General features: G+C 34.9%; 12 protein-coding genes. 8 read left to right on the forward strand and 4 right to left on the reverse strand.

The window, feature by feature from the left end; all coding sequences use genetic code 11:
- Positions 1-7 precede the first annotated feature (7 nt).
- The 3 genes from A8B35_RS20930 to A8B35_RS20940 all read left to right on the forward strand — a co-directional run bounded on the left by A8B35_RS20930 (position 8) and on the right by A8B35_RS20940 (position 4,348).
- Positions 8-1,789, forward strand: coding sequence for a RagB/SusD family nutrient uptake outer membrane protein (locus A8B35_RS20930; RefSeq protein ID WP_171973248.1), 1,782 nt, complete (start codon positions 8-10; stop codon positions 1,787-1,789).
- Between the two features lie 18 nt (positions 1,790-1,807).
- Positions 1,808-3,502 (forward strand): hypothetical protein, encoded by a 1,695-nt coding sequence (locus tag A8B35_RS20935; protein ID WP_075603934.1) that lies wholly within the window; start codon positions 1,808-1,810, stop codon positions 3,500-3,502.
- 279 nt (positions 3,503-3,781) lie between these two features.
- Positions 3,782-4,348, forward strand: a complete 567-nt coding sequence (locus A8B35_RS20940; protein WP_075603935.1) for a hypothetical protein — start codon at positions 3,782-3,784, stop codon at positions 4,346-4,348.
- 376 nt (positions 4,349-4,724) lie between these two features.
- Here A8B35_RS20940 and A8B35_RS20945 read toward each other — a convergent pair whose 3' ends face one another.
- From A8B35_RS20945 to A8B35_RS20960, 4 genes are all read right to left on the reverse strand, one after another.
- Positions 4,725-8,432: a T9SS type A sorting domain-containing protein gene (locus A8B35_RS20945; RefSeq protein WP_083634629.1), complete on the reverse strand. Its 3,708-nt coding sequence runs from the start codon at positions 8,430-8,432 to the stop codon at positions 4,725-4,727.
- A gap of 487 nt (positions 8,433-8,919) precedes the next feature.
- Positions 8,920-11,853, reverse strand: coding sequence for a hypothetical protein (locus A8B35_RS20950; RefSeq protein ID WP_083634632.1), 2,934 nt, complete (start codon positions 11,851-11,853; stop codon positions 8,920-8,922).
- A gap of 118 nt (positions 11,854-11,971) precedes the next feature.
- A complete protein-coding gene (locus A8B35_RS20955; protein ID WP_075603937.1) occupies positions 11,972-13,075 on the reverse strand; it encodes a T9SS type A sorting domain-containing protein in 1,104 nt (367 codons plus the stop codon).
- Between the two features lie 515 nt (positions 13,076-13,590).
- On the reverse strand, positions 13,591-14,253 hold the full coding sequence (locus A8B35_RS20960; RefSeq protein ID WP_075603938.1) for a T9SS type A sorting domain-containing protein: 663 nt from the start codon (positions 14,251-14,253) through the stop codon (positions 13,591-13,593).
- A gap of 421 nt (positions 14,254-14,674) precedes the next feature.
- Between A8B35_RS20960 and A8B35_RS20965 the strand changes: the two genes are divergently transcribed.
- The 5 genes from A8B35_RS20965 to dnaG all read left to right on the forward strand — a co-directional run bounded on the left by A8B35_RS20965 (position 14,675) and on the right by dnaG (position 21,686).
- On the forward strand, positions 14,675-16,312 hold the full coding sequence (locus A8B35_RS20965) for a helix-turn-helix transcriptional regulator (RefSeq protein WP_139314963.1): 1,638 nt from the start codon (positions 14,675-14,677) through the stop codon (positions 16,310-16,312).
- A gap of 834 nt (positions 16,313-17,146) precedes the next feature.
- A complete protein-coding gene (locus A8B35_RS20970) occupies positions 17,147-17,746 on the forward strand; it encodes an RteC domain-containing protein (RefSeq protein WP_075603940.1) in 600 nt (199 codons plus the stop codon).
- An 84-nt stretch (positions 17,747-17,830) separates the two neighbouring features.
- The gene (locus A8B35_RS20975; protein ID WP_075603941.1) at positions 17,831-18,199 is read left to right on the forward strand and encodes a helix-turn-helix domain-containing protein; all 369 of its coding nucleotides are present in this window, start codon (positions 17,831-17,833) and stop codon (positions 18,197-18,199) included.
- Positions 18,200-18,207: 8 nt separating this feature from the next.
- Positions 18,208-18,519, forward strand: a complete 312-nt coding sequence (locus tag A8B35_RS20980; RefSeq protein WP_075603942.1) for a DUF4406 domain-containing protein — start codon at positions 18,208-18,210, stop codon at positions 18,517-18,519.
- A gap of 62 nt (positions 18,520-18,581) precedes the next feature.
- Positions 18,582-21,686, forward strand: a complete 3,105-nt coding sequence (dnaG, locus tag A8B35_RS20985; RefSeq protein WP_075603943.1) for a DNA primase — start codon at positions 18,582-18,584, stop codon at positions 21,684-21,686.
- Positions 21,687-21,771 lie beyond the last annotated feature (85 nt).

The raw sequence follows: 21,771 nt of genomic DNA on the forward strand, positions 1-21,771 counted from the left end.
GGTTATTATGAAATTAAATATATATAAGTCTTTAATGGTAGCTCTACTGATGGTTGTAGTATTTACATCTTGTGAAGACTACTTAACAGAGGTAGACCCTAACGGTTTAACAACAGATAGTTATTGGCGAAATCTAAAGGATACTGATGCCGGTATTACAGCTACATATTCAACATTATTAAATCATTTTATAATTAGTCTAGATGCCGAGGGATGCAGAACAGATGAAGGTTGGCCGGGGTACGGAAGACCAACACCTAATGGTAATGGTAAGTTAGATTGGTATTACAACACATATAATAATAGCTCTGAGGAAGTTGGAAAAAAATGGAATGCTTGTTATCAAGGCATATTTAGAGCTAATCAAGTAATTAAAGCGCTTAATAATTTAGAGTTAACAGATGCAGAAGAATTGGTAGAAAAAGATCTTCAAATGGCGCAAGCACGCTTTTTAAGAGGTTTATTTCATTTCTATTTGTATTCAGCTTATAACAAAGGAGAAGTAATTATTGGAAGAAGTGTACCTGATGAGTTAGAAGAGTATTATTCAGGACTATCACCAGCTAAAGAGGTGCGCGATTTTTATTTAGCAGATTTATATTTTGCTTTTGAAAACTTAAAAGGTGTATCATCAAGTACTACCCATGTGTTAGGAAAAGCCACGGAATCTACAGTAGCTACTATTTTAGGGAATAGTTATTTATATGAGAATAATTTAGACTCTGCCATGTTCTTTTATAATGAGGTTATGTCTAACAAAAATCTTGAGTTAGTAAGTGGTAATGATGTTATTCCTGGAGCAGAGTGTAAGATGTTCTCTATTAAGGGTGAGAATAATAGTGAGTCTATTTTCGAGATTAGTTATAATTTAAATCACGATGTTGAACTAAATCGTTGGTCAGAAGTGAGTATGCACAATCGTTGGGCTGAGCAAACTGCCAGCACACGCGGACCAATTACTCCTGCTTGGTTAGTACATACATTCAAAAATGAGAAATTAGATCCTTTAGACGATCGAAATTACTACGTTGATGAAACCGCTCCTTCAGGACGTACCATGCGTAACGTATCCTTACGTTCTTCTGCTTCAATTACTTGTGTGGAAGATACAAGGTCGCCATGGTATGGTGGTGTAGAGAGTGTTGCCGAAGCGGCTAATTTCTCATATAATGGATGGGGATTTGGTATGTGTAGGAAATATTACGATCCAGCGTTAATAGAAAAAGAGGGGTGGGAGTCTGGCCTAAACGTTTCATTAAATCGTTTATCTGAGGTTTATATTAATATGGCAGAGTGCTTACATCGCACAGGCGAAACACAAAAGGCGCTTGATCTTATTAATCAAGTAAGAGCACGATGGGGCCTCGTTTTATTAGGTACTGCAGGTACCGATATTGCACATACCTATGATGGAGAAGATTACCTTGCAGATACTGATTTATTGATGAACCACATTATGTATGTTGAAAAACCTTTAGAAACATATTTAGAAGGGTTCTCTACTCGATGGTTCGATTTACGCCGATGGGGTATTGCAAAAGAACGTTTTGAAGATTTAGCAAGTAGAACCTATTATGGTGTAGATTTCACTTTTATTAGAATGTCAGATAATAAAGAGGTAACGGAGCAAAGGGTTTCTATTGTTGATGTTGTAGATCCAGGATATACAGGGAAAACAACTGTTATAGATAATGAGTACGATGTAAAGGCCCTTAATTATAATCCGGCTATACATGATTGGCTTCCGATACCTAATGATGAAACCACATCAAATTCAGAGATTGACTAAGAACTAAATTTAAGAAAAATGAAAAATACATTAAATATAATGGCACTATTTGCACTTCTTTTATTTGCAGGGTGTCAAGATGACGAATATGTAGCTCCAGATAGTTTATCAGATGTTACATGGTATTCAAGTATTCCGCATGGCGATGATGTTGCTGTTAATCAAGGCTACTTTATATCTTTTATGGATGCCTCGCTAAATGCAACAAGCCATACGTGGACTATTGAAGAAGGTAATAATTATCTTATTAATGGATTTGATGTGAACGAAAAAGCAGATTCATTGCTACCTTCTTTCATCAATGAAGAGGCAGGCTTATCAGTAAGCGACCCTACTATTCATGTGTTATTTAATAACCCAGGTTTAAACACAGTTCGTTTAAAAAACACCTTTTCTGAGAAAGTTTCTTTCAAAGGGGAGTTTCCCTTAGAAGCTATCAAAGTTGGAGACGAATGGGTAATTGATACTTCTTTTGTAGTAGATGTATATGCTGAGATAGAACCTTCGTTTTTAGTTAAAAAGGAAAATGAAGATGGTGTTGAGGAAGTACTATATACCTTTAATTCGGGAGATGAAATACCGGCTGATTCTTCTTTATGGAAGAAAATTACAATAGAATCTGGCGAGAAGCTAACTTTTGTTGACATTACCGAAGTTGGTCGTCCAACTGATAGATGGTGGTATTTAGAAGGAGCCTCATATGAAGATGGTACTTCAGGAGGCGACTCAACTCGCACAGCTTCATATTACAATATGGGTTTGTATAGTGGGCAGCTTAAAGGTATCCGTAAAGGAGACTTTCCATCGGCGGAAACAGAAATTCAGATGCCTTTATTTATTGAAACCACGCAATCATCCAAACTTTTAGAAGCAGTAAATTCTCCTAAAGTACAAGAGGATGAAACAATCGCCATAACTATCTCAGGAGCATTAGTTCCGTTTACCGATCAAGAGGATTTCTTTACGGTAATAGTAAATAATGCCGATGCTTGGGTCGTTGATAAACAAGTTGAAGTGATTGCTGCAGCAAGAGGTGCAGTAAAAAATGAAATTAGTTTAACCCTTGGTGAGGCTATTTATAATACAGATATAGTAACCGTTGCTTATAATAATACAGGTAGTACTATTCTTTCTGGAGATGATCGTCAGTTAGAATCGTTCGCAGCTATTGAAGCAAGCAATTACTATGCAGGTAATTACTTAAATGCGAACTGGGCAGGTTATGAGGATTACAATTCCAACTGGAAATCGGCATTCTGTGTAGGTTATTGGGTAGGAAATGGTAATGGAAGTGAAGCAGACCCAATTTTTGGACGTAATACAGAAAGACCTTTTTCAGGTGCGGCAAGTATGAAATATACAGCTAGAGATGGGGTTAAGGCTGTGTCTCTTGCTGGCGAAGATTTTGCCGGACAATTAACAGAGGCTGGTTTGTACCGTGTATCTTTTAAATTATTTATAGATACCAATACAACCATGAGTACTATTAGAGCTGTAATACAAAAACCATGGACGCTTTTAATGTGGGATTTCTCAGACCAACCAAAAGGTGAATGGGTTACAATGAGTCAGGATGTAATGTTTGATGAAGTACCTTCTGGTAAATTAAATATTCAGGTTAAAACTACTGATGGAAATAATGGAAGTGCTACAGGTGATCAAATTTTCTATTTGGATGATATAAGTTTTGTACCTCTGCAAACTCGTCCGTAATATATAATTATGTGAGAAAGCCTCTGTTTATTCACGCAGAGGCGAACTAATTAATATTAAAGAAATATATGAAGCTTGTATAGGTAGCAAAAATAACTAAACTCCTCTATTTAGGAATTATAGGCATTACCTATCAAGGGTCATTAGTATTTAAAGTATGAAACAAACATGCTAATTTGATTATCTAAATCGGCAAACGAGAAGGTGATTAAATTGATTTTGCAAGCCTGTCTGCTGACAGACAGGTTTCATATTAACATTGAAAATAAATTTAAACAGATGAAAAATAATATATTATTTACAGCAGTGTTTACTCTGATGCTTGTTTTTGTAAGTTGTGAGGAAGAAACTTGGCTACAGCCAGATATTAAATTGGTACCTATATATAGTTTAACAGAAATAGAAGGGGGGACACCTTTCTCTATGGAAGTTTATAGAGAGCAGCCTTTATTGATTGAAAATAGTACAACAGCTGAATTACCGAAGCTAACGAATTATGAAACTAATCTTTATAGTGATACAACAAATCAACAAAGTTATGGAATTAACTTCTCGGTAGATATTGAAAATGTTTATACCGAAACAGATATTCTAACAGACTCTGTTAAACATGAAGATGTTACTGTTGTTGAAATACATAAAGACTACACTATTCTAGGAGATGTAGAAACGAGTGTAGGAACGCTCAAAATAGAGTCGACAGAAGTATCTACTTTAACCACTATCGTGTACCAGTTACAAGCTAACGGAGATTGGGTATTTACAGAAAACCCTCCTGTTGTAGAGGAAAGCTCTTCTGTTTTTGAAGGAAGTGCTGTTATTACAGCAGAAGAACGTTATAACTAAAAAGTTTTCTTTTATCATATCAAAGAGGCTGTCTCAATTGAGATGGCCTTTTTAGTTTTTCATTAAACCTATATTTAATCAAAGCTGAAAATTGAGAACCTATTTGAAAACCTGTATGATTTTCGATTTATATTTCGGGTTTAACCCGGATTCAAAAGATAATAATTAATATTACCCAAATATGGGCTATTGAGAAATCGTATCCCAATAGTATAACTAAACCCCTTGGTTACACAATTAATGAGATAGTGTCAATACAAAAAGAGGATGCCCAATCTACATTGAACACCCTCTATATTAATTAATCTGGATTCTATTTCCTAACTCAAACTCAGTTTAATAAACTGAAAATCTACTTGGTCAAAGTAGCAATTCCTTAGTTTTTATAAACCTTACGTGTAATTGTTGTATTTCCATTAATTATTTTAACAAAATATAAACCGCTTTTGTAGTTCGATACATTTAACATAGAGTGCGATTTAACTAAGCTACGACTTAAAACTATTGTTCCGAGATTGTTAATGATAAATAGTTTGGCATCACTTTCTATTTTGGCATCCAAATCAATATGTAACATTTCATTTACCGGATTTGGATATATTTTTAACTGCTTAGCGGTTGAAGTTAATGGGGCGTCAATTTCAGCGTTTTTCAGATGATTCTCAGAAATTGTAAAATCTTTATTTATCTGATGGATTTGCATATTAGAGCCTTTAGCTGTTATGCGTACACGACAGTAATACTCACCCGTTTCATCCGGAATTGTAAGGTTTACATTTATTTCATCCTGCCCGGCATTTACGGGAATATTTTTTTGCTTTAATAAAGCCCATGGACCTCTTTTTATAAGTGCAACATTTATCTCTCTATCCTCACTAGCAGAATAGTTAATGTTTATGCTAGCCTCCTCACCAAGCGACACTTCATCTGGCGTAACAACAGATATTATTTCATCGGTAAAAGAATTGCTTATAACAACAGGTTTTGTGGTATTACCTCCAATTTTCTCTTCCCATGTTTCTCCTTCAGGCATCATGTAGGCTAACCATCGGTAGGTATCGTTAACCGAAGGATTATTTTTAGGTGTAATGCTAACTGTTAATGTACCATTATTAGTTTTAGAGACAGTTGTTGTTTTGCCTCCATGCATTGTTCCTTTGGTAGTGTTTTGTAAGCCAATATAAATATCTCTGCTAGCAGACGTTTCGTATTGAACTGTCACATTTACTTCATCGGTAGTATTAATACCTGATGGTGCACTCATTGACTTAATTTCATCGACAGCAGATATGTCACCAAGCGGGCTATCTAGTTCGATATCAATAAAACGGAATAAACCGCACTTAATATCCACGTCAATAGATGAAGAATTACTGACGCTATAGCTTGTTCCATCTAAAATATCAGTCATTTTTATAGGATTAACCGTATGAAAAGTAACAGTAGCCGTTTTGTCACTTGGGTTGATGTAACCGCCATCAATAATGGTTAAGCGCAAATGTGTTGGTGATGTTTGAGAAACTACCCATGCCACTTCTCCCGAAACTGTTAATGGAAGTTTTTTAGCCCTTTCCTCAATATCGTTCTTTATGGTTTGATAATACTCCTTAGCAGTATAGGTTGTATTTCCATCAGAAGAGTAATAATTGTGTCCATCCGTAATATACTCCTTGGTAATGTTTTTGTATAGCGGATGTAAATGATCTGTTAAAGAACCCCGAGGAGCCGTTTTATCGGCATACTTTCCTTCTTGAGGAGGGGTAATTAATACCATTCCATTTTTATAAGGAGGCAAGAAGTTTAAACGACGGTCTTTTACGCCGGATGCATAACTAGAGAAATCCCAATCGGATACTTGTGCTCCTGACCATCCTCCTGTTAAACGACCAAATACGTAGGCATCATTTCCTGTTAATTCAACATCGTCTCGAACTGTCCAACTACCATCATTAGCTTCGCGTAAAAATTTTTCATCAGGTGTTATCATACTCAGGTGCACCGGCGAAAGACTAACAATTTCAGAACGTTTGGGTACATAAAGGGCTCCCTTTGCAATCAATTCATATAGGAAACTCATATAGTCCGAATCTACTTCGAAATTATGAGGGTATCGGGCACCACATGCAATGTTATAAATACAATAACGTAAAAAGTGGTTGGGTAACATTTGATGACTATAGCTACGTGACCTCATAAAGTTAGTATTGTCGCGTGCAGCTCTGCAGCCCCAATCATCTACTACGCCGCTTGCCCACATTCCCATTCTACCTGCAATGGTTTGATCCATCGACATATCTTCTGTTTCTTCCATGGCAGCAACAAAAACATCTGAGAATTCACCCGTTAAAAAGTGAGACCAGTGCGGAGTATAAGGTGTAGAAAACCAAAAGGCATGTTTGCTACGAATGTAAATATTCGCATTTTTACCCTGTGAATATTCTGCCAATGGATAAAACAAATTATCCATTGCAAATTCAAACTCTTCCACATCAGCATCTAACTCAGGATAAATGATAACCGTTTTTTTACCGTTGGCACCATCAATCACTTTTTTGGTGGTTTCAGGGTTGTAAAAGTATACATCCCTTCCGTGGCCTCCACGAAAAGTGATGCCCGGCTCATTATCATATTCAGGAATTAACGCGCTTAATACTTCTTGTTGAGTTAAGTCATATATTTTTCGTTGATCACGTCCTTCTTCAAAATGAGTATTGTTTAGTACCGAACGATCCCAATCTTCAACATTTTTTGAGAAAACGTGATTTAGAAACTCAGGACTGGAATAATTATTTTTAATATTAGAAATAATATCGCTAGCCCCAACTGGTGTATCCATAATATAAACTTTTAACGGATCTCTTTCCCAAGATGGTTTCTCATAACTTTTAAGCGCATTTCTTGATATTTGGGTGTTTGCAAGAATGTTGGTTATGTTTCCAGGAGGGGTTAATGCAGCATATTCCTGTTTCCAACTTGCATTATCTAAATCGATGATATGAATACAGCTTCCACCACTTTGCGAGCTTCCTAAAACAATTTTATTACTAGAAGGGTCTTTCCACATAGAGTTGAAAGAGTACTTACCAGTTAAGACTTCTAGTTTACTAACATCAAGAGATTCGGGTATCAATCCTATTTGATTTCCTGTTAATATAAAGTAATAGGTTTCATTATTTACTTTTATAACATCGGGTTGAATAACTCTATAACCAAATGCAAGGTTCATTTCTTGTCCTGCATAAAAAGTTGTAATAGTACCTGTAGTAACATCTAATATGCTCATATTTGGGTTTTGATTAGCGTTTGCAGCGCCAAGTAATAGCTCATAATTGCCATCTTCATCAATATCTCTTACCCGCATTTCTGCAATACGACCATTTTCATGTGGCGTATTTATCTTTTTAAAAAAGGTGTCTTCTAAAGGTTTAAATAAATACAAGTCAGTTGAAGGTTCGCCATGACTGATAACAGCATTTACAGCTAATACATCTGAGCCATCAGCTTGCGGTATGGCACGTAAAAAATTTATGGTATGAACATTGTGAAGTATATGTCCATCATCAAACTTTGGATTAAACCATATGGTAGAATAGCTAGACGAGGGCATTGTTTTTAATAGTTCTCCGGTAGCCGATAGATAATAGAAATTCATATCGCCACCACCACAAGCAATATAGGGTGTGCCTTGAGTATCTTTAACAACACAAACTGAAATCATAGGAAATTCATTTGGCTGAAACTGCCATAGAATCTCACCTCCACTGCTTAGGCAATATGTTGTTCCGCTGGCGCTGGCGACAAGTATTTCTTCATTACCATTGTCGGTAATATCACTCACGCATATATCGTGATTCATAATACCGTTTCCAATATTGGTTTCCCAAATTGTTACGCCGTTAAAGTTCATGGCTATCAGTGTTCCGTCGTAAGCACTTCCAATAATGTAGGAGTAGTTCTTCGTTTTTGCCGTTTTAATTTTTCTAATGGTGTGTTCCGTGTCATAGCTTTTTATGGCTTGTGAAATTAATTGTTTCTGAATAGTAAAAAACATCAGAAACATGATTAGAAATGTAGATTTTTTCATAATTAATGTAGATTAAATAATAACTGAAAATTGTATATTTTATATAAAAAAGAGGATGTTATATTTTATAATAGAGGCAGTTTTTAGGTTTAAGGACTATTCTTTTTCGTACCAAGTACATAGGTCGACTCATCAAGCTTTTTAATAATGGAATTGATATTCGAGCAATAAGAGGGTATTGTTTTATTAAAACAATAGGGAAGGGAAACAGCTTGCTTGGGATTCTGGCTGTTTTAACCTGAAATATGCATTAGAAGTTCTATTGCGCATTAAAACTGCTTCAAAACAGGACGTTTCATTTACTTATCTGAACTCACCATAGCGATGCTATGCCTCGTATCAATAAGTGCCTGTTTTCTTGCGCATTTAATGCTCATGACGAAATCCTAACGCATAATTCATGTTTAATTTATTACCCCAAACCATTTCTAGTTTGGGGTAATGATTATCTCAGAATTTTCTATTACAGGAAAGTAATAAGTGATAGTTATTTTAGTTCTTCCTGTAACTCAATATCAATAAAACGGAATAAACCGCACTTAATATCTACTTCTACAGATGAATTATTGACGTTAAACGATGTCCTATCTAAAATATCGGTCATACTTGCAGGGTTAACTGTATTAAAAGTTACTGTTGCCTTCTTATCACTTGGATTTATATAACCACCATCAATAATAGTTAAACGCAAGTGTGTAGGTGATGTTTGAGAAACGACCCATGCCACCTCGCCGGTAACCGTTAATGGTAGCTGTTTAGCACTCTCTTTAATTTCAGCAGCTACAGTTGTGTAATATTCATCTGCCTTATAAGTTTGCGTTCCATCTGATGATATATAATTGTGACCATTGGTGATGTACTCCTTCATGATGTCTTTGTAGATAGGATGTAAATGATCCGTTAGTTTTCCTCGTGGTGCATCTTCATCAGCATACACACCATTTTGAACAGGGGTGATCATTACCAATCCGTTTTTATAAGGTGGTAAAAAGTTTAAACGACGATCTTTAGCTCCAGATGCGTAACTTGAGAAATCCCAATCTGAAACCTTAGCTCCAGACCAGCCTCCGGTTAAACGTCCAAATACATAAGCATCATCCCCTTTTAGCTCAGCATCTTCTCTAACAGTCCAACTACCATCATTAGCTTCTCGTAAAAATTTATCCCCTGGGTTTACCATACTCAGGTGTACAGGTGAAAAGCTAACTATTTCAGAACGTTTAGGTACGTATAAAGCACCCTTCGCTATCAACTCATACAAGAAACTCATATAGTCTGCATCTACTTCAAAATTTTGTGGGTATCTGGCACCACTAGCTATATTATAAATACAATAGCGCAAAAAGTGGTTAGGTAACATTTGATGACAATGACTTCGAGAACGCATAAAGTTAGTATTGTCGCGTGCAGCTCTGCAGCCCCAATCATTCACTACACCGCTGGCCCACATCCCCATTCTGCCGGCAATGGTTTGGTCCATCGACATATCTTCTGTTTCTTCCATCGAAGGCACAAATACATCAGCAAATTCGCCTGTTAAAAAACGCGACCAGTGCGGAGTATACGATGTTGAATACCAGAAGGCATGTTTGCTACGGATATAAATATTTGCATTTTTCCCCTGTGAATATTCTGCCAAAGGATAAAACAAATTATCCATTGCAAATTCAAATACTGGTTCATCAGCATCTAACTCAGGATAAATAATAACCGTTTTTTTGTTGTTAGCTCCATCAATCACTTTTTTTGTGGTTTCAGGGTTATAGAAATAGACATCTCTGCCATGACCTCCACGAAAAGTAATTCCCGGCTCATTATCGTATGCTGGAATCAGCATATCTAAAACTTGTTGTTGTGTTAAATCATATATCTTTCGTTGATCACGTCCTTCTTCAAAATGAGCGTTGTTTAGTACCGAACGATCCCAATTTTCAACGTTTTTTGAGAAAACGTGATTTAGAAACTCAGGACTGGAATAATTATTTTTAATATTAGAAATAACATCGCTAGCTCCATCAGGTGTATCCATTATATACACTTTTAATGGATCTCTTTCCCAAGATGGTTTCTCATAACCTATAAGCGCATCCCTTGCCTCTTGTGTATTTGAAAGGATAGCTGTAATATTTCCCGGAGGTGTTAATTCAGCATACTCTTGTTTCCAATCAATATTATCTAAATCTAGGATATGAATACAGCTTCCACCGCTTTGCGAACTTCCCAGAATAATTTTATTACAAGTTGGATCTTTCCACATTGAATTATAAGAGTAGTTGCTGTTTATCACCTCTAGTTTGCTAGCATCTAGAGATTCGGGTATCAATCCTATTTGATTTCCAGTTAATATAAAATAATAGGTCTCATTATTTATTTTTATAACATCGGGGTGTATAACTCTATAACCAAAAGCGAGGTTCATTTCCTGTCCTGCATAAAAAGTTGTTATATTACCAGTAGTAACATCTAATATGCCCATGTTTGGTTCTTGATTAGCGTTTGCAGCGCCAAGTAATAGCTCATAATTGCCATCTTCATCAATATCTCTTACTCGCATTTCTGCAATACGACCATTCTCATGTGGCGTTTTTATCTTTTTAAAAAAGGAGTCTTCTAAAGGTTTAAATAAATACAAATCAGTTGAAGGTTCGCCATGACTAATAACCGCATTTACAGCTAATACATCTGAGCCATCAGCTTGTGGTATGGCACGCAAAAAATTTATGGTATGAACATCGTGAAGTATATGCCCATCATCAAACTTTGGATTAAACCATATGGTAGAATAGCTAGATGAGGGCATTGTTTTTAATAATTCTCCGGTAGCAGATAGATAATAGAAATTCATATCGCCGCCACCACAAGCAACATAGGATTCTCCTTGAGTGTTTTTTACGGAACAGACAGAAATCATAGGAAACTCATTTTCTTGAAATTGCCATAGCGTTTTTCCTTCTGCATTTAAGCAAAAAACAGTACCGCTACCACTGGCTACCAAAATTTCATCAACTCCATCATTTGTAATATCTGCACACCAAATGTCATGGTTCATAATGCCTTTGCCCAGGTCATTTTTCCATAGAATCACACCACTATAGTCAATTCCCATTACCACACCATTATAACTGCTTGCTACAATTATATTTCCATTAGTTGTTATAGCAGTTTTTAATTTTCTAATGGTATGTTCAACATCAATACTCACTATGGCTTGAGATGAATATACGTCTTGTATATCATATTTTAAGCTAGTATTCTCTGAAACAGATTTCTCTGTTGTTAATTTCCAATATTCCGGATTATTGTTACGCCAATCTGATTGGTTGTTTTCAAAATCGATTTGTTTATCTCCGCTACCATGTTGAGCTATTAATGTGAATGAACAAGCGAAAAAAATATAAGTTAAAAAGAAGAGTATTTTCATGCGTTTAATATTTATTGAAATAGTTATAGTTGGTGCGATTTAAGATTGTAACAATATGTTGTTCAGTTATTTGTACTACTTGTGTTGTTTTTAAATATTATGAATCTGTGCAGCAATTTTATTTTATGATTACAGATTCTACCACAATACCCTTTTGAGTTTTTATTTGTAACAGGTACATTCCTTTTGAGATATCAGATACAGGAATAGTTATCGATTGGCTCTTTAATGATGATTTTTTCACTATCCTTCCTGAAACATTATATAAAATATAGTCAGCAGGTATTTCACTTTCTATTTGCAATAATTGAGAAGCAGGGTTAGGAAATACTCTGTACGAGAATTTAGTGTCATCATCGACACCCGTATCATCTTTTTTTATAAAAACGATATCATCAATGTAAAATGTTCCGATTCCTCCACCGTAGTCTGGATTGTTTGCCACTTGTAATACAAATGAAGTATTTTCGCAATCTGAACTTAAGCTCATTTCTTGTTTTAGCTCAACCCATTCACCTTTTGCAACTGCTGCTATATCCCATTTTAAGCTAACAAAAGGCTCTTTTAGCTGAGTATAAAAGGAGGATATGGAGGTAGACTCTTCTACCCATACTTTCAAATGCATATTATAATCAGCAGCAGGTAAGCTAATATTGTTGGATTCTACAGTTTCTATAATACTGGAATAGGGCACTTCTACTGGTGGAATAATAGCTTCACCCCAAATCTGAAAATCGTCAATGTAAAAAACACCCTTTCCACCATGTGAACTTTCAATTTTAAAAAGACATTCAGAATCGATCACCTCAGTATTAAATGTTTGTTCTATTTCGAGCTCTACCCATTGTTCACGTTCTATACCATTAAAACTGTAATTAAAAGTTGTAAATGGTTCTTTTAAAACAAAGGTAAAACCTGATATCTCAGCAGCAGACTGTAGCCATACCTTCACTTTAAATTTATAGGTTCCAGCGGGTAATGAAATTGTAGATCCATTTGATCCCCCATTAACTTTATTCTGACTCGTAACAGCCACGTCGCTTTCGTATTTTAAACTGTAATTGCCAGAGGGGGCAGCCTTTTCTTGAGTTACACTCCATGTGTCATGTTGAAAATATAACGCTTGACCTCCATTTTCGAAACCATAATTATCATCAGTTAGAAAATTTACAATATCAGCCTTTGCAGAAGTTATGATAGAACTAACTGCAAATATAAGCATGAGTATTCTTTTATATTTATGCATTAGTATGAGTATTTTATTTTTTATGAAAACCTTTTTAAAGTCTTTATTTTACAAGTACACGATGAAATTTGTAGTCTTTTATCTATATAGTAGATATTTCCTTGTATTTCGAAATAATGATGTGAATATCAGATTTAGATTTTTGGATATCTAAGTCGTTCAGAGTTTTTTCCTAAAGCATAATACAAATAAGCAGTGACTATTTGTATAGCCTTGTCATTTGCCGGACACGGAAAAATATTACTACTGAATTACCTTTCTCGCATCTGATATTACTAACCTTATTGTGTTTATGCTATACGTCTTTTTCATAATTACTTCTGTTCTAAATAGTATTTGTTGTTTTTACACACTACAACAATAAAATAATATGATCACTATTTCGCATAACATAGGAGTGGGTGAGGTAACTAATATTACATTATTTTATTTTAAGAAAATTATAGACAGTGCAGAGACTGGGGATCCCTGCACCTACTGTAAACGCTAAATTATTGTACTAAAACTTTTTTAATTGATATTGCACCTGATGAGCTTACCTTAACAAAGTAAATTCCTGGGGATAAATCCGAAATTGATAATGTTGTTGAAGCACTTGCTTTATCTAATTTCTTTAGCGTAGCTCCTGTTGAATTAATCACTTCAATAGTAGCTCCTTCAGGAGTAGCGATAGTTAAATACTCAGATGCAGGATTAGGTGATACTGTAAAATCTACAGTTTCTTTCTTCGCAACATCTAATGCTATATCAGACAAAGTATATTCATAATTTACTTGGCTACCTATAGTGGCACCTCCTTCAACGGGTTGCATTTTTGCATTAAAAAATGCTGGTCCGGTAATAGCACCTGCATCTGTTGGAATAGTAATATTTACTGTGATTGATGTTGTACCTTGTGTTACTTGAGGCTTTTGTGCAAAAATCCAAACAGGAGCTTCTCCTTCTACCTGTGTAACTTGAACTGCAATAGCTATTTTATCTTGCAGACCTTCACCAGTTCTTGTAGTGTATTCAATAGTTACAGGAATAGTGCTTCCTACATAATGTATTCCTTGGGGAACAGAAACTGATGTTACTCCTTGCGCTGAAAGGCTAGTATTAAAACCTAAAATGATGCTTAAAATGATAATTGATCTTTGTAAATTTTTAATCATAATACTGTAATTTAAAGATTTAAAAAAAATGAATTTATTGAAATGAACACCTTCGGGCTATTTAAACTCTGAAGGCGTTGGATTATTAGAATTATTAGTAATACTGTATTTTTGAGTTTGAGAAACTGTGGTTAAAAAGCGCCAAACTGAAAACAAATAGTAATTTCTTCATCTTTATATTTTAATTGTGTTTTAAGAAGAAGTTCAAATACAAGAACATTTTAATCATCCGAAGAATATTAAACTTCAAAAAACATATATTTGCCTGTGGAATTGTATGCTTGCAATGTTAAATACAATGTTTTTATAAGTAGAAAAATTACCGTTACATAGTTATAACATTTAAAAAAAACAGCGTCACAAAGTATTAACATGCTAGTTTTTATGAAATAAATTATAATGATCGAAATAGGTTGATAATATGATATTTAGATACTATTACTCAAGGATATCAAGGGCGTTTTTGTTGATTTTACTTTATAACATTATTAATCCGGACTTATTACTTAGTCAGCATCAGGAAACAAATTTAATTTCTAATGAATCGATATTAGAAATGGAATATGATGTGATAAAAAACAGGATGGAAAAGGTGCATCGTAATGCTAGAAATAACCAGGATACAGTTAAACTTATTAAAAGCTTAATCACTCTCAGTTCAGTTGAACGAGTAAACCTAAATTATAGTTCGGCATTTAATTATTCTGGAGAGGCACTCTTTTTGGCCGAAGAGATTAATGATATTTATTTTCAGGCTAAAGCGCATGAAGAATTAGGATTGTTAAACAATACATTTGATCAGTATGACTTAACGAAAGAGCACTTTAGGAAATCATGTAACTATTACTTAAAAGCTTATCAAAACAAAATCATTACCTCGTCAGAGCTAATTCGCCCATATTACAACTTAGCTCTTACTAACCAGCGCTTAAGAAATATTGAGATCACGAAGTGTTATCTTGATACGTGTTTTTATATAGCCGATTCAATAGATTTACCCTTACCCAATCGGATTATTTTATTGGAAAGAAAAGCTACATTACTCTATCATCAAAAAAAGCCGAGTGAGGCATTAGATTTACTCTTAAATTGTGAGCAACAGCTTTTAAAGGCCGATGTAAATACGCAACAAGACATCTTATATATCTACTCAAAAATTTATGTTTACACTACCTTGGGTAATGTAAACCAAGGTATTGGTAACTATCAAATATCATTGCCTTACTATAGAAATGCCATTAAGTTATACGATTCGATTAATAAAGAAACCTCTCATAAATCGCAACTCTATACACAGTTCTCACTTTCGCTGATACGAACCGGCAGAAGTTCCAATGCATATAATTATATAAAAAAATCTAAACTAATAGATAATAGGCTATTTAGTGCAAAAAATACTAAAAATAAAGGGTTCTTAACCATCCGTAATCGCTATAATGAAGAGTTGAGAAAAAGAGATACAGAACTCGTTCAGAAAAATTTATTGCTTGCAGAGCAAAAGAAAGAAATCCTAGGTTTTAGGATTATTCTTTATTCCTCTATATTTCTGCTTATCATCATTGGATTAATCCTGCGTAGCAGAATGATGAATAAAAAACATCAGAGAGAAAAATTAGATAATGAGGAAAAACAGAAAGAGTCGGCTGCACTATTAGAAACTAAGAATAAGGAGTTAACTAGTACAATGTTGCAGTTGATTGAAAAAGAAGAGGTAATTAAAAAACTTAGCTCCTACTTAAAGGAAAATTTAAATAATAAAACCACCAATTCATTTTTGACCTCAATTAATCATCAAAGTGTAAGTTTGTGGGAGGAGTTTAATACTCGATTTATGTCCGTAAATGAAGGTTTCTACGAACGTTTAAAAGAAAAAGTTCCTGGCTTAAGTCCCGCAGATCTTAAAATTTGTGCCCTCATAAAATTGAACTTTACGAGTAAAGAAATGTCACATCTACTTGGTATATCAGTGGGCAGTATTCGTATGGGAAGGCATCGCCTTCGAGCTAAGATTAACATGGAAAAAGATATGAACTTGAATAGCTTTATCCATTCGATTTGATTAATAATGGTAATGTTTTTCAAGCTCAAATGTTCAAAATGTATTTTGAGAAAATACTTTGTTAGGTTCGGAATATAATATTGAAATTACAATGTGTATTGTATTTGTTGAAAGATAAAGTGTTGTTGTAATGTTAGAAAACGGGACATATTATAGGTTGGTGGTCTATAAGATTGGGTTTGTTCTAATGAAAACAGTTTTTTAGTAGAAGTGCTCAGCACCCCAACTGGTTATATTAGACTTTTTTCAACTAAGGTGCTGAGAACCAAAATTCAAAAACTGATGAAATTGAAATAATACATTGACCACTTTTTTCTTGCTTGAAGTCAGTAATTTTAAAATAATCAAGTATTCCTTCCGGTAGGATAAGTACTAATAATTGTGTGCTTAATTCGGACATACTGCAAAACTATGTACTTTTTGTTTCAGACCCAACTTTTGCCGGTGATCCCATTTTAGGCCAGACATAGCAAATATTGACGTATAAAAAAAGTCCCACAATACTCTCATATTGTGGGACTTGTCCGTTTAGTGTCTATTTATGACATCTGTATCAGCGGAGAGTGAGGATGTTGAACCCTTCACTTACTTTGCTATATATCAATGTTTTAAAAACAGCTTAATCAAACAAGCTACGATTTAGCTACTCTTTTTTACTATGCCAAAGTTAAGCCAAAACCTACAATATTTCGTTTCTCAATTTACGTAATAATATTGAATTAGCAATCCTATTGTTTTTTTTAAATCTTTTAACACGACATTTATCATGTTTGGTTGTTCTATATACTATGCTAAGTCGCAAGTCTTTATTTTAATCTAAACACTAATTACATAATGGAACAAAAGACAGAAAACTATTTAAGGATGATTGAACGGAAATTTGAATCTGATTCAGTTGGGGTAGCTGAATTCGAATCCTTATTAAAGGAGTGGGGGCAATTTGTATCAAATACTTGTTATGAGGGTCCTAATGTGAAGCAAACTTACTTAAACCTGAACTGTTTAAAACTAAGTGTAAAGTGGTTCATGGAGTTGGATTGCCTTAATAAGAGCCAAGCTTTACAAAATTTCATACAGGCCATGATTAAATATGTATGTGTAGAACTAGAAGGATTAAACATTTATCCAGAATTAGATAACGTTCAGCAGATAGAGGAAAAAAGTAAAACTAGACAGTTTAAATGGACAGCTAGTACTCGTTCATTAATAGAATTAATATCCGCTTTAGGCGAAGCTAAGTGTATTAACAAGGGTGATATAACTACTGAAAATATACTATCCTATTTTCATGATATATTTGGGGTAAACTTAGACAATTATCATACAGAACTCAATAAAATGGCTAATAGAAAGCCTAAGAAGGATAATGATCAACGTGCTTATTTTCTTAGTGGTTTAGCAGAAAAATTTAACCAAAAAATGCTAGCCTCTTAAAAGAAAATGCTCTACTTGATACTCAAGTAGAGTTCTTAATATTATCCATGTTATCACATTTGTACCAAACTAAAATACTAATGTATGAATGTGATAACAATAGAATCAGAAGCCTATCAGGCTCTCTTGGATAAAATAGATTCTCTTTCCCAAACCATGCTTGAGCAACATAAGGCTATAAATTTTGACGAAGCCTGGGTTGATAGTGGAGATATTTGTTCTATCCTAAAAATTAGCCCTCGCACTTTACAACGCCTACGATCTAAAGGCGAGATCACGTATTCTTTCATAGGTAAAAAAGCCTACTATACTTTATCAGAAGTCAGTCGATTGCTCGAGAGCCGCATCGTTCGCAGTCATATACAAACTATTGATGGACTTAGTAAATTGTATACAGACCGCCTTAATGGTATTCGTGAAAGGAAAAACAATAGGGGTAATCCTAATCAATAAATGGGTGTATGATTATTTACATATCTGGTATTAACCATGAAACGGATATGTGTGCACTCAATCAATTAAAGATTGATTTATTGGATTTGGGCTGCACACTTATTATCCCTGAAGAAAAAGAGCTTGATAAACTCACATGGTCTGAAAATATAAGCTTGCGTTTGAGTTTCATTAATAGTTGTAGGATAATATACATGCTTCCAAGTTGGAGGGAGAGTCTTATCGCTCGTATTGAACTTACAGCAGCAATGGATACTGAGAAACTTCTCTGTTTCTCATTGAAAGAAATCAAAGATTTAATAACCACCCTTGACAGCTAGATTGGTTTTGGTGGAGTTGTACAAGGGCAGCTCCACCTTTTTTATTTAGAATAAGTAGCCTAATGGATGCAAATACAATAATAGAACATATAAATGGAGATATACTAACCGTTATTTCTAATTTTATTGAACTCAAAAAGTCCGGAACCAATTACAAAGCCTGTTGTCCATTTCATAATGAGAAAACAGCATCGTTTATGGTTAATCCTGCCAAAGGGATCTTTAAATGTTTTGGATGTGATAAGGGCGGTAATGCCATCGAGTTTATTAAACAACACGAGGGTGTAGAATTTAAAGAGGCGGTCGAGATAGGAGCAAAGAAACTTAATGTTTCATTTGAATGGAAGCCCAGTACTAAATTCGATGAAGCTAAATATAGACATCTCGAGAGTCTGCACATTGCATGTAATATAGTAGAGTGTTTCTTTACTGATAATTTGAATCACAATAAAGCTCAGAACTATATAAAACAACGTAATCTAGTTATTCCTAACGGTGATAGTTTTAGCATTGGTTATGCGCCCGATGGTAATGCTTTGTTGGCATATGCTAGGGAAAAAGGGCTTAAAACAGAAATATTAGAAGATATTGGCGTACTAAAAAGTAATGAGAAAGGTATTTATGACTTTCTAAGAAACCGCTTGATATTTCCTATCTCTAATTCAACAGGACAAACCATTGCTTTTGCTGGGCGTGACTTAAACGAGAATCCAAAAATAAAGTACCTCAATACACCAGAAAGTACCATCTATGTAAAGGGAAACGAGTTGTATGGATTAAATGCCGCTCGTTTTGCCATAAGGAATGAAGAGCGAGTTTATATTGCCGAAGGATATTCAGATGTGCTCAGGATGCATTCCATTGGCGTAATCAATACTGTTGCTTCTGGAGGAACTGCATTAACCTCAGCACAAGCTAAATTATTAAAACGATATACCAACAAAGCAACACTCATTTACGATGGAGATGCTGCAGGATTAAGAGCAACAGACAGAAATGCAGAAATACTCATTAAAAACCAGTTTCATGTATCGGTAATTATTTTACCAGAGAGGCAAGATCCAGACTCCTTATTTAAAAGTAAGGATGTGTTTCTCGAATATAATGAGAAGCAGACGGATTACATCATCTTTAAAACGGCTCAATATACCGAAAAGTCAAGTTCAGATCCTGTATTCAAGTCTGAAGCCATAAAGCGTATATCAAAACTCATTGCCAATTACGATAAAACAAAACAAGAAGTATATATTGAGTTTGCTGCAGATCAAATTAAGCCTAAAAAGGCATGGCAGGATGCCGTAAAGGAATTGTGTAAGGATGAACCTAAAAGGTCGCAGCAGTATACCATACCTAAAGATGTCAGTTTAAATGAATTTAATAGATGGGGCTTCTATGTTGAGAATAACTGTTATGTATTCCGCAATAAAAAAGGTGATGACTATGTAACACATTCTAATTTTGTGATGGCTCCACTTTTTCATATTGAAAGCCCCATAAATGCCAAACGTTTATACGAGATAAAGAACCGTCATAACTTGGTTAAAATAATGGAACTTCCACAAAGAGACCTGGTGAGCATCACTGCATTCAAATTGCAAATAGAATCATTGGGAAATTTCTTGTGGACAGGAGGGGAGAGCGAACTCAATAAACTAAAAGCCTGGCTTTACGAAAAGACAAAAAGTTGCAAGGAAATTACGCAAATGGGTTGGCAGCGTGAAGGTTTCTTTTGTTGGGGTAATGGCATCTTCGATGGCGATAAGTTTATAAAAGCCGATAGATATGGAATTGTACAGCACATCTCAAAGTACTTCTATATTCCTGCCTGTTCCGAAATTTATGAAACGGATGATACACTATTTGAATTTGAGCGCCATTTTATTCATAACGAAGGAAACATTACGCTTTACGAGTATGCGCAAAAATATACAGCTGTATTTGCCGAAAATGGCATTGTAACCCTATCGTTCTATTTTGCCTGTTTGTTTATGGATATCATCTCTAAACGCTTTGACAAGTTTCCCATTTTAAACATGTATGGCCAAAAAGGATCAGGGAAAAATACCTGTGCCGAAAGTATTCTGTATATGTATGGCCGCAAAGGAAAAGTACCCAATCTTCACAATTCAAGTAAACCATCCATTGCCGACCATGTAGCATCTAGTGCTAATGCAGTTTGTGTTTTAGATGAGTACCGAAACGATCTAGAAATGGAGAAGCGAGAACTATTAAAAGGCTTTTGGGATAAGACTGGACGAACTCGCATGAACATGGATAAGGACAAGAAAAAGGAAACCTCAAAAGTAAGCCAGGGAATCATAGTCTGTGGTCAGCAAATTGCAACGGCTGATATTGCCTTATTTAGTCGTTTTATAGCCTTGGGTTTCTCTAAAACCACTTTCTCTTTCGAGGAGAAAAAGCTCTTTGAAGAGCTGGAGCAAATCAACAAACAAGGACTTACTCAAATAACCCATCAGTTACTCAAACACAGAGAAACCTTTGCAAAGAACTACAATAAAACAGTAAATGCTGTAAGTGTTCAGTTTCGTGAGCTTCTGGGAACAACTACCATCGAAACCCGAATCTTTAATAATTGGCTCACCATAGCTTCTGCCTATGCAACCGTAGCACATATTGTAGAACTTCCATTCAAGTACAACGACATCATTCAGTTATTTACACAAATGATGATTACACAAAACAAAGAAACCGCACGTAACGACGATTTGGGTATCTTCTGGAAAACTGTACAATATCTGATCAGTTCAAATATGCTGTTTGAAGGAGGAGATTATAAGATAGTTTATGCCGATAAAATAATCCGAACCTTTAAAGAGAATGGATCTTGGCAAAAGAGCGATATCATATTAAAAGAGGCAGAAAATGTTCTATACTTATCCGTTAGTAGAGTATTTAGTTTATACAAATCACAAGCATTAAGAGAAGGGGATAAGCCACTGCCTGATGCAACCGTAGAATACTACCTAAGAAATAGTCCTGCTTTTATATGCGATACCAAGAAGGTTAGTTTTAAAAAGATTGATGCCAAAACAGGTTGCCAAGAATTCGATGAATTAGGTAACAAAAGGTTTACCAGTACAACTGCTTTTGTATTTCATCTCGACATGCTTAATGTAAGCATTGAGGTCCCTAATAGAGGCACTTAAAAAGCCAAGGTCAACTTCAAATATATAAACGAGAGTTTCTAAAAATAGAGGCTCTCGTTTTTTTAGTTTAAGGTAGAAAGAATAG

The sequence above is a fragment of the Saccharicrinis aurantiacus genome (genome assembly GCF_001660705.2).
Classification (GTDB): domain Bacteria; phylum Bacteroidota; class Bacteroidia; order Bacteroidales; family Marinilabiliaceae; genus Saccharicrinis; species Saccharicrinis aurantiacus.

Bases quoted from the DNA above. Each gene is read 5' to 3' on its own strand.
- A8B35_RS20945 (WP_083634629.1), bottom strand. From the start codon at position 8,432: ATGAAAAAATCTACATTTCTAATCATGTTTCTGATGTTTTTTACTATT.
- A8B35_RS20950 (WP_083634632.1), bottom strand. From the start codon at position 11,853: ATGAAAATACTCTTCTTTTTAACTTATATTTTTTTCGCTTGTTCATTC.
- A8B35_RS20980 (WP_075603942.1), top strand. From the start codon at position 18,208: ATGATTATTTACATATCTGGTATTAACCATGAAACGGATATGTGTGCA.
- A8B35_RS20930 (WP_171973248.1), top strand. From the start codon at position 8: ATGAAATTAAATATATATAAGTCTTTAATGGTAGCTCTACTGATGGTT.
- A8B35_RS20975 (WP_075603941.1), top strand. From the start codon at position 17,831: ATGAATGTGATAACAATAGAATCAGAAGCCTATCAGGCTCTCTTGGAT.
- dnaG (WP_075603943.1), top strand. From the start codon at position 18,582: ATGGATGCAAATACAATAATAGAACATATAAATGGAGATATACTAACC.
- A8B35_RS20955 (WP_075603937.1), bottom strand. From the start codon at position 13,075: ATGCTTATATTTGCAGTTAGTTCTATCATAACTTCTGCAAAGGCTGAT.
- A8B35_RS20940 (WP_075603935.1), top strand. From the start codon at position 3,782: ATGAAAAATAATATATTATTTACAGCAGTGTTTACTCTGATGCTTGTT.
- A8B35_RS20935 (WP_075603934.1), top strand. From the start codon at position 1,808: ATGAAAAATACATTAAATATAATGGCACTATTTGCACTTCTTTTATTT.
- A8B35_RS20960 (WP_075603938.1), bottom strand. From the start codon at position 14,253: ATGATTAAAAATTTACAAAGATCAATTATCATTTTAAGCATCATTTTA.
- A8B35_RS20965 (WP_139314963.1), top strand. From the start codon at position 14,675: ATGATATTTAGATACTATTACTCAAGGATATCAAGGGCGTTTTTGTTG.
- A8B35_RS20970 (WP_075603940.1), top strand. From the start codon at position 17,147: ATGGAACAAAAGACAGAAAACTATTTAAGGATGATTGAACGGAAATTT.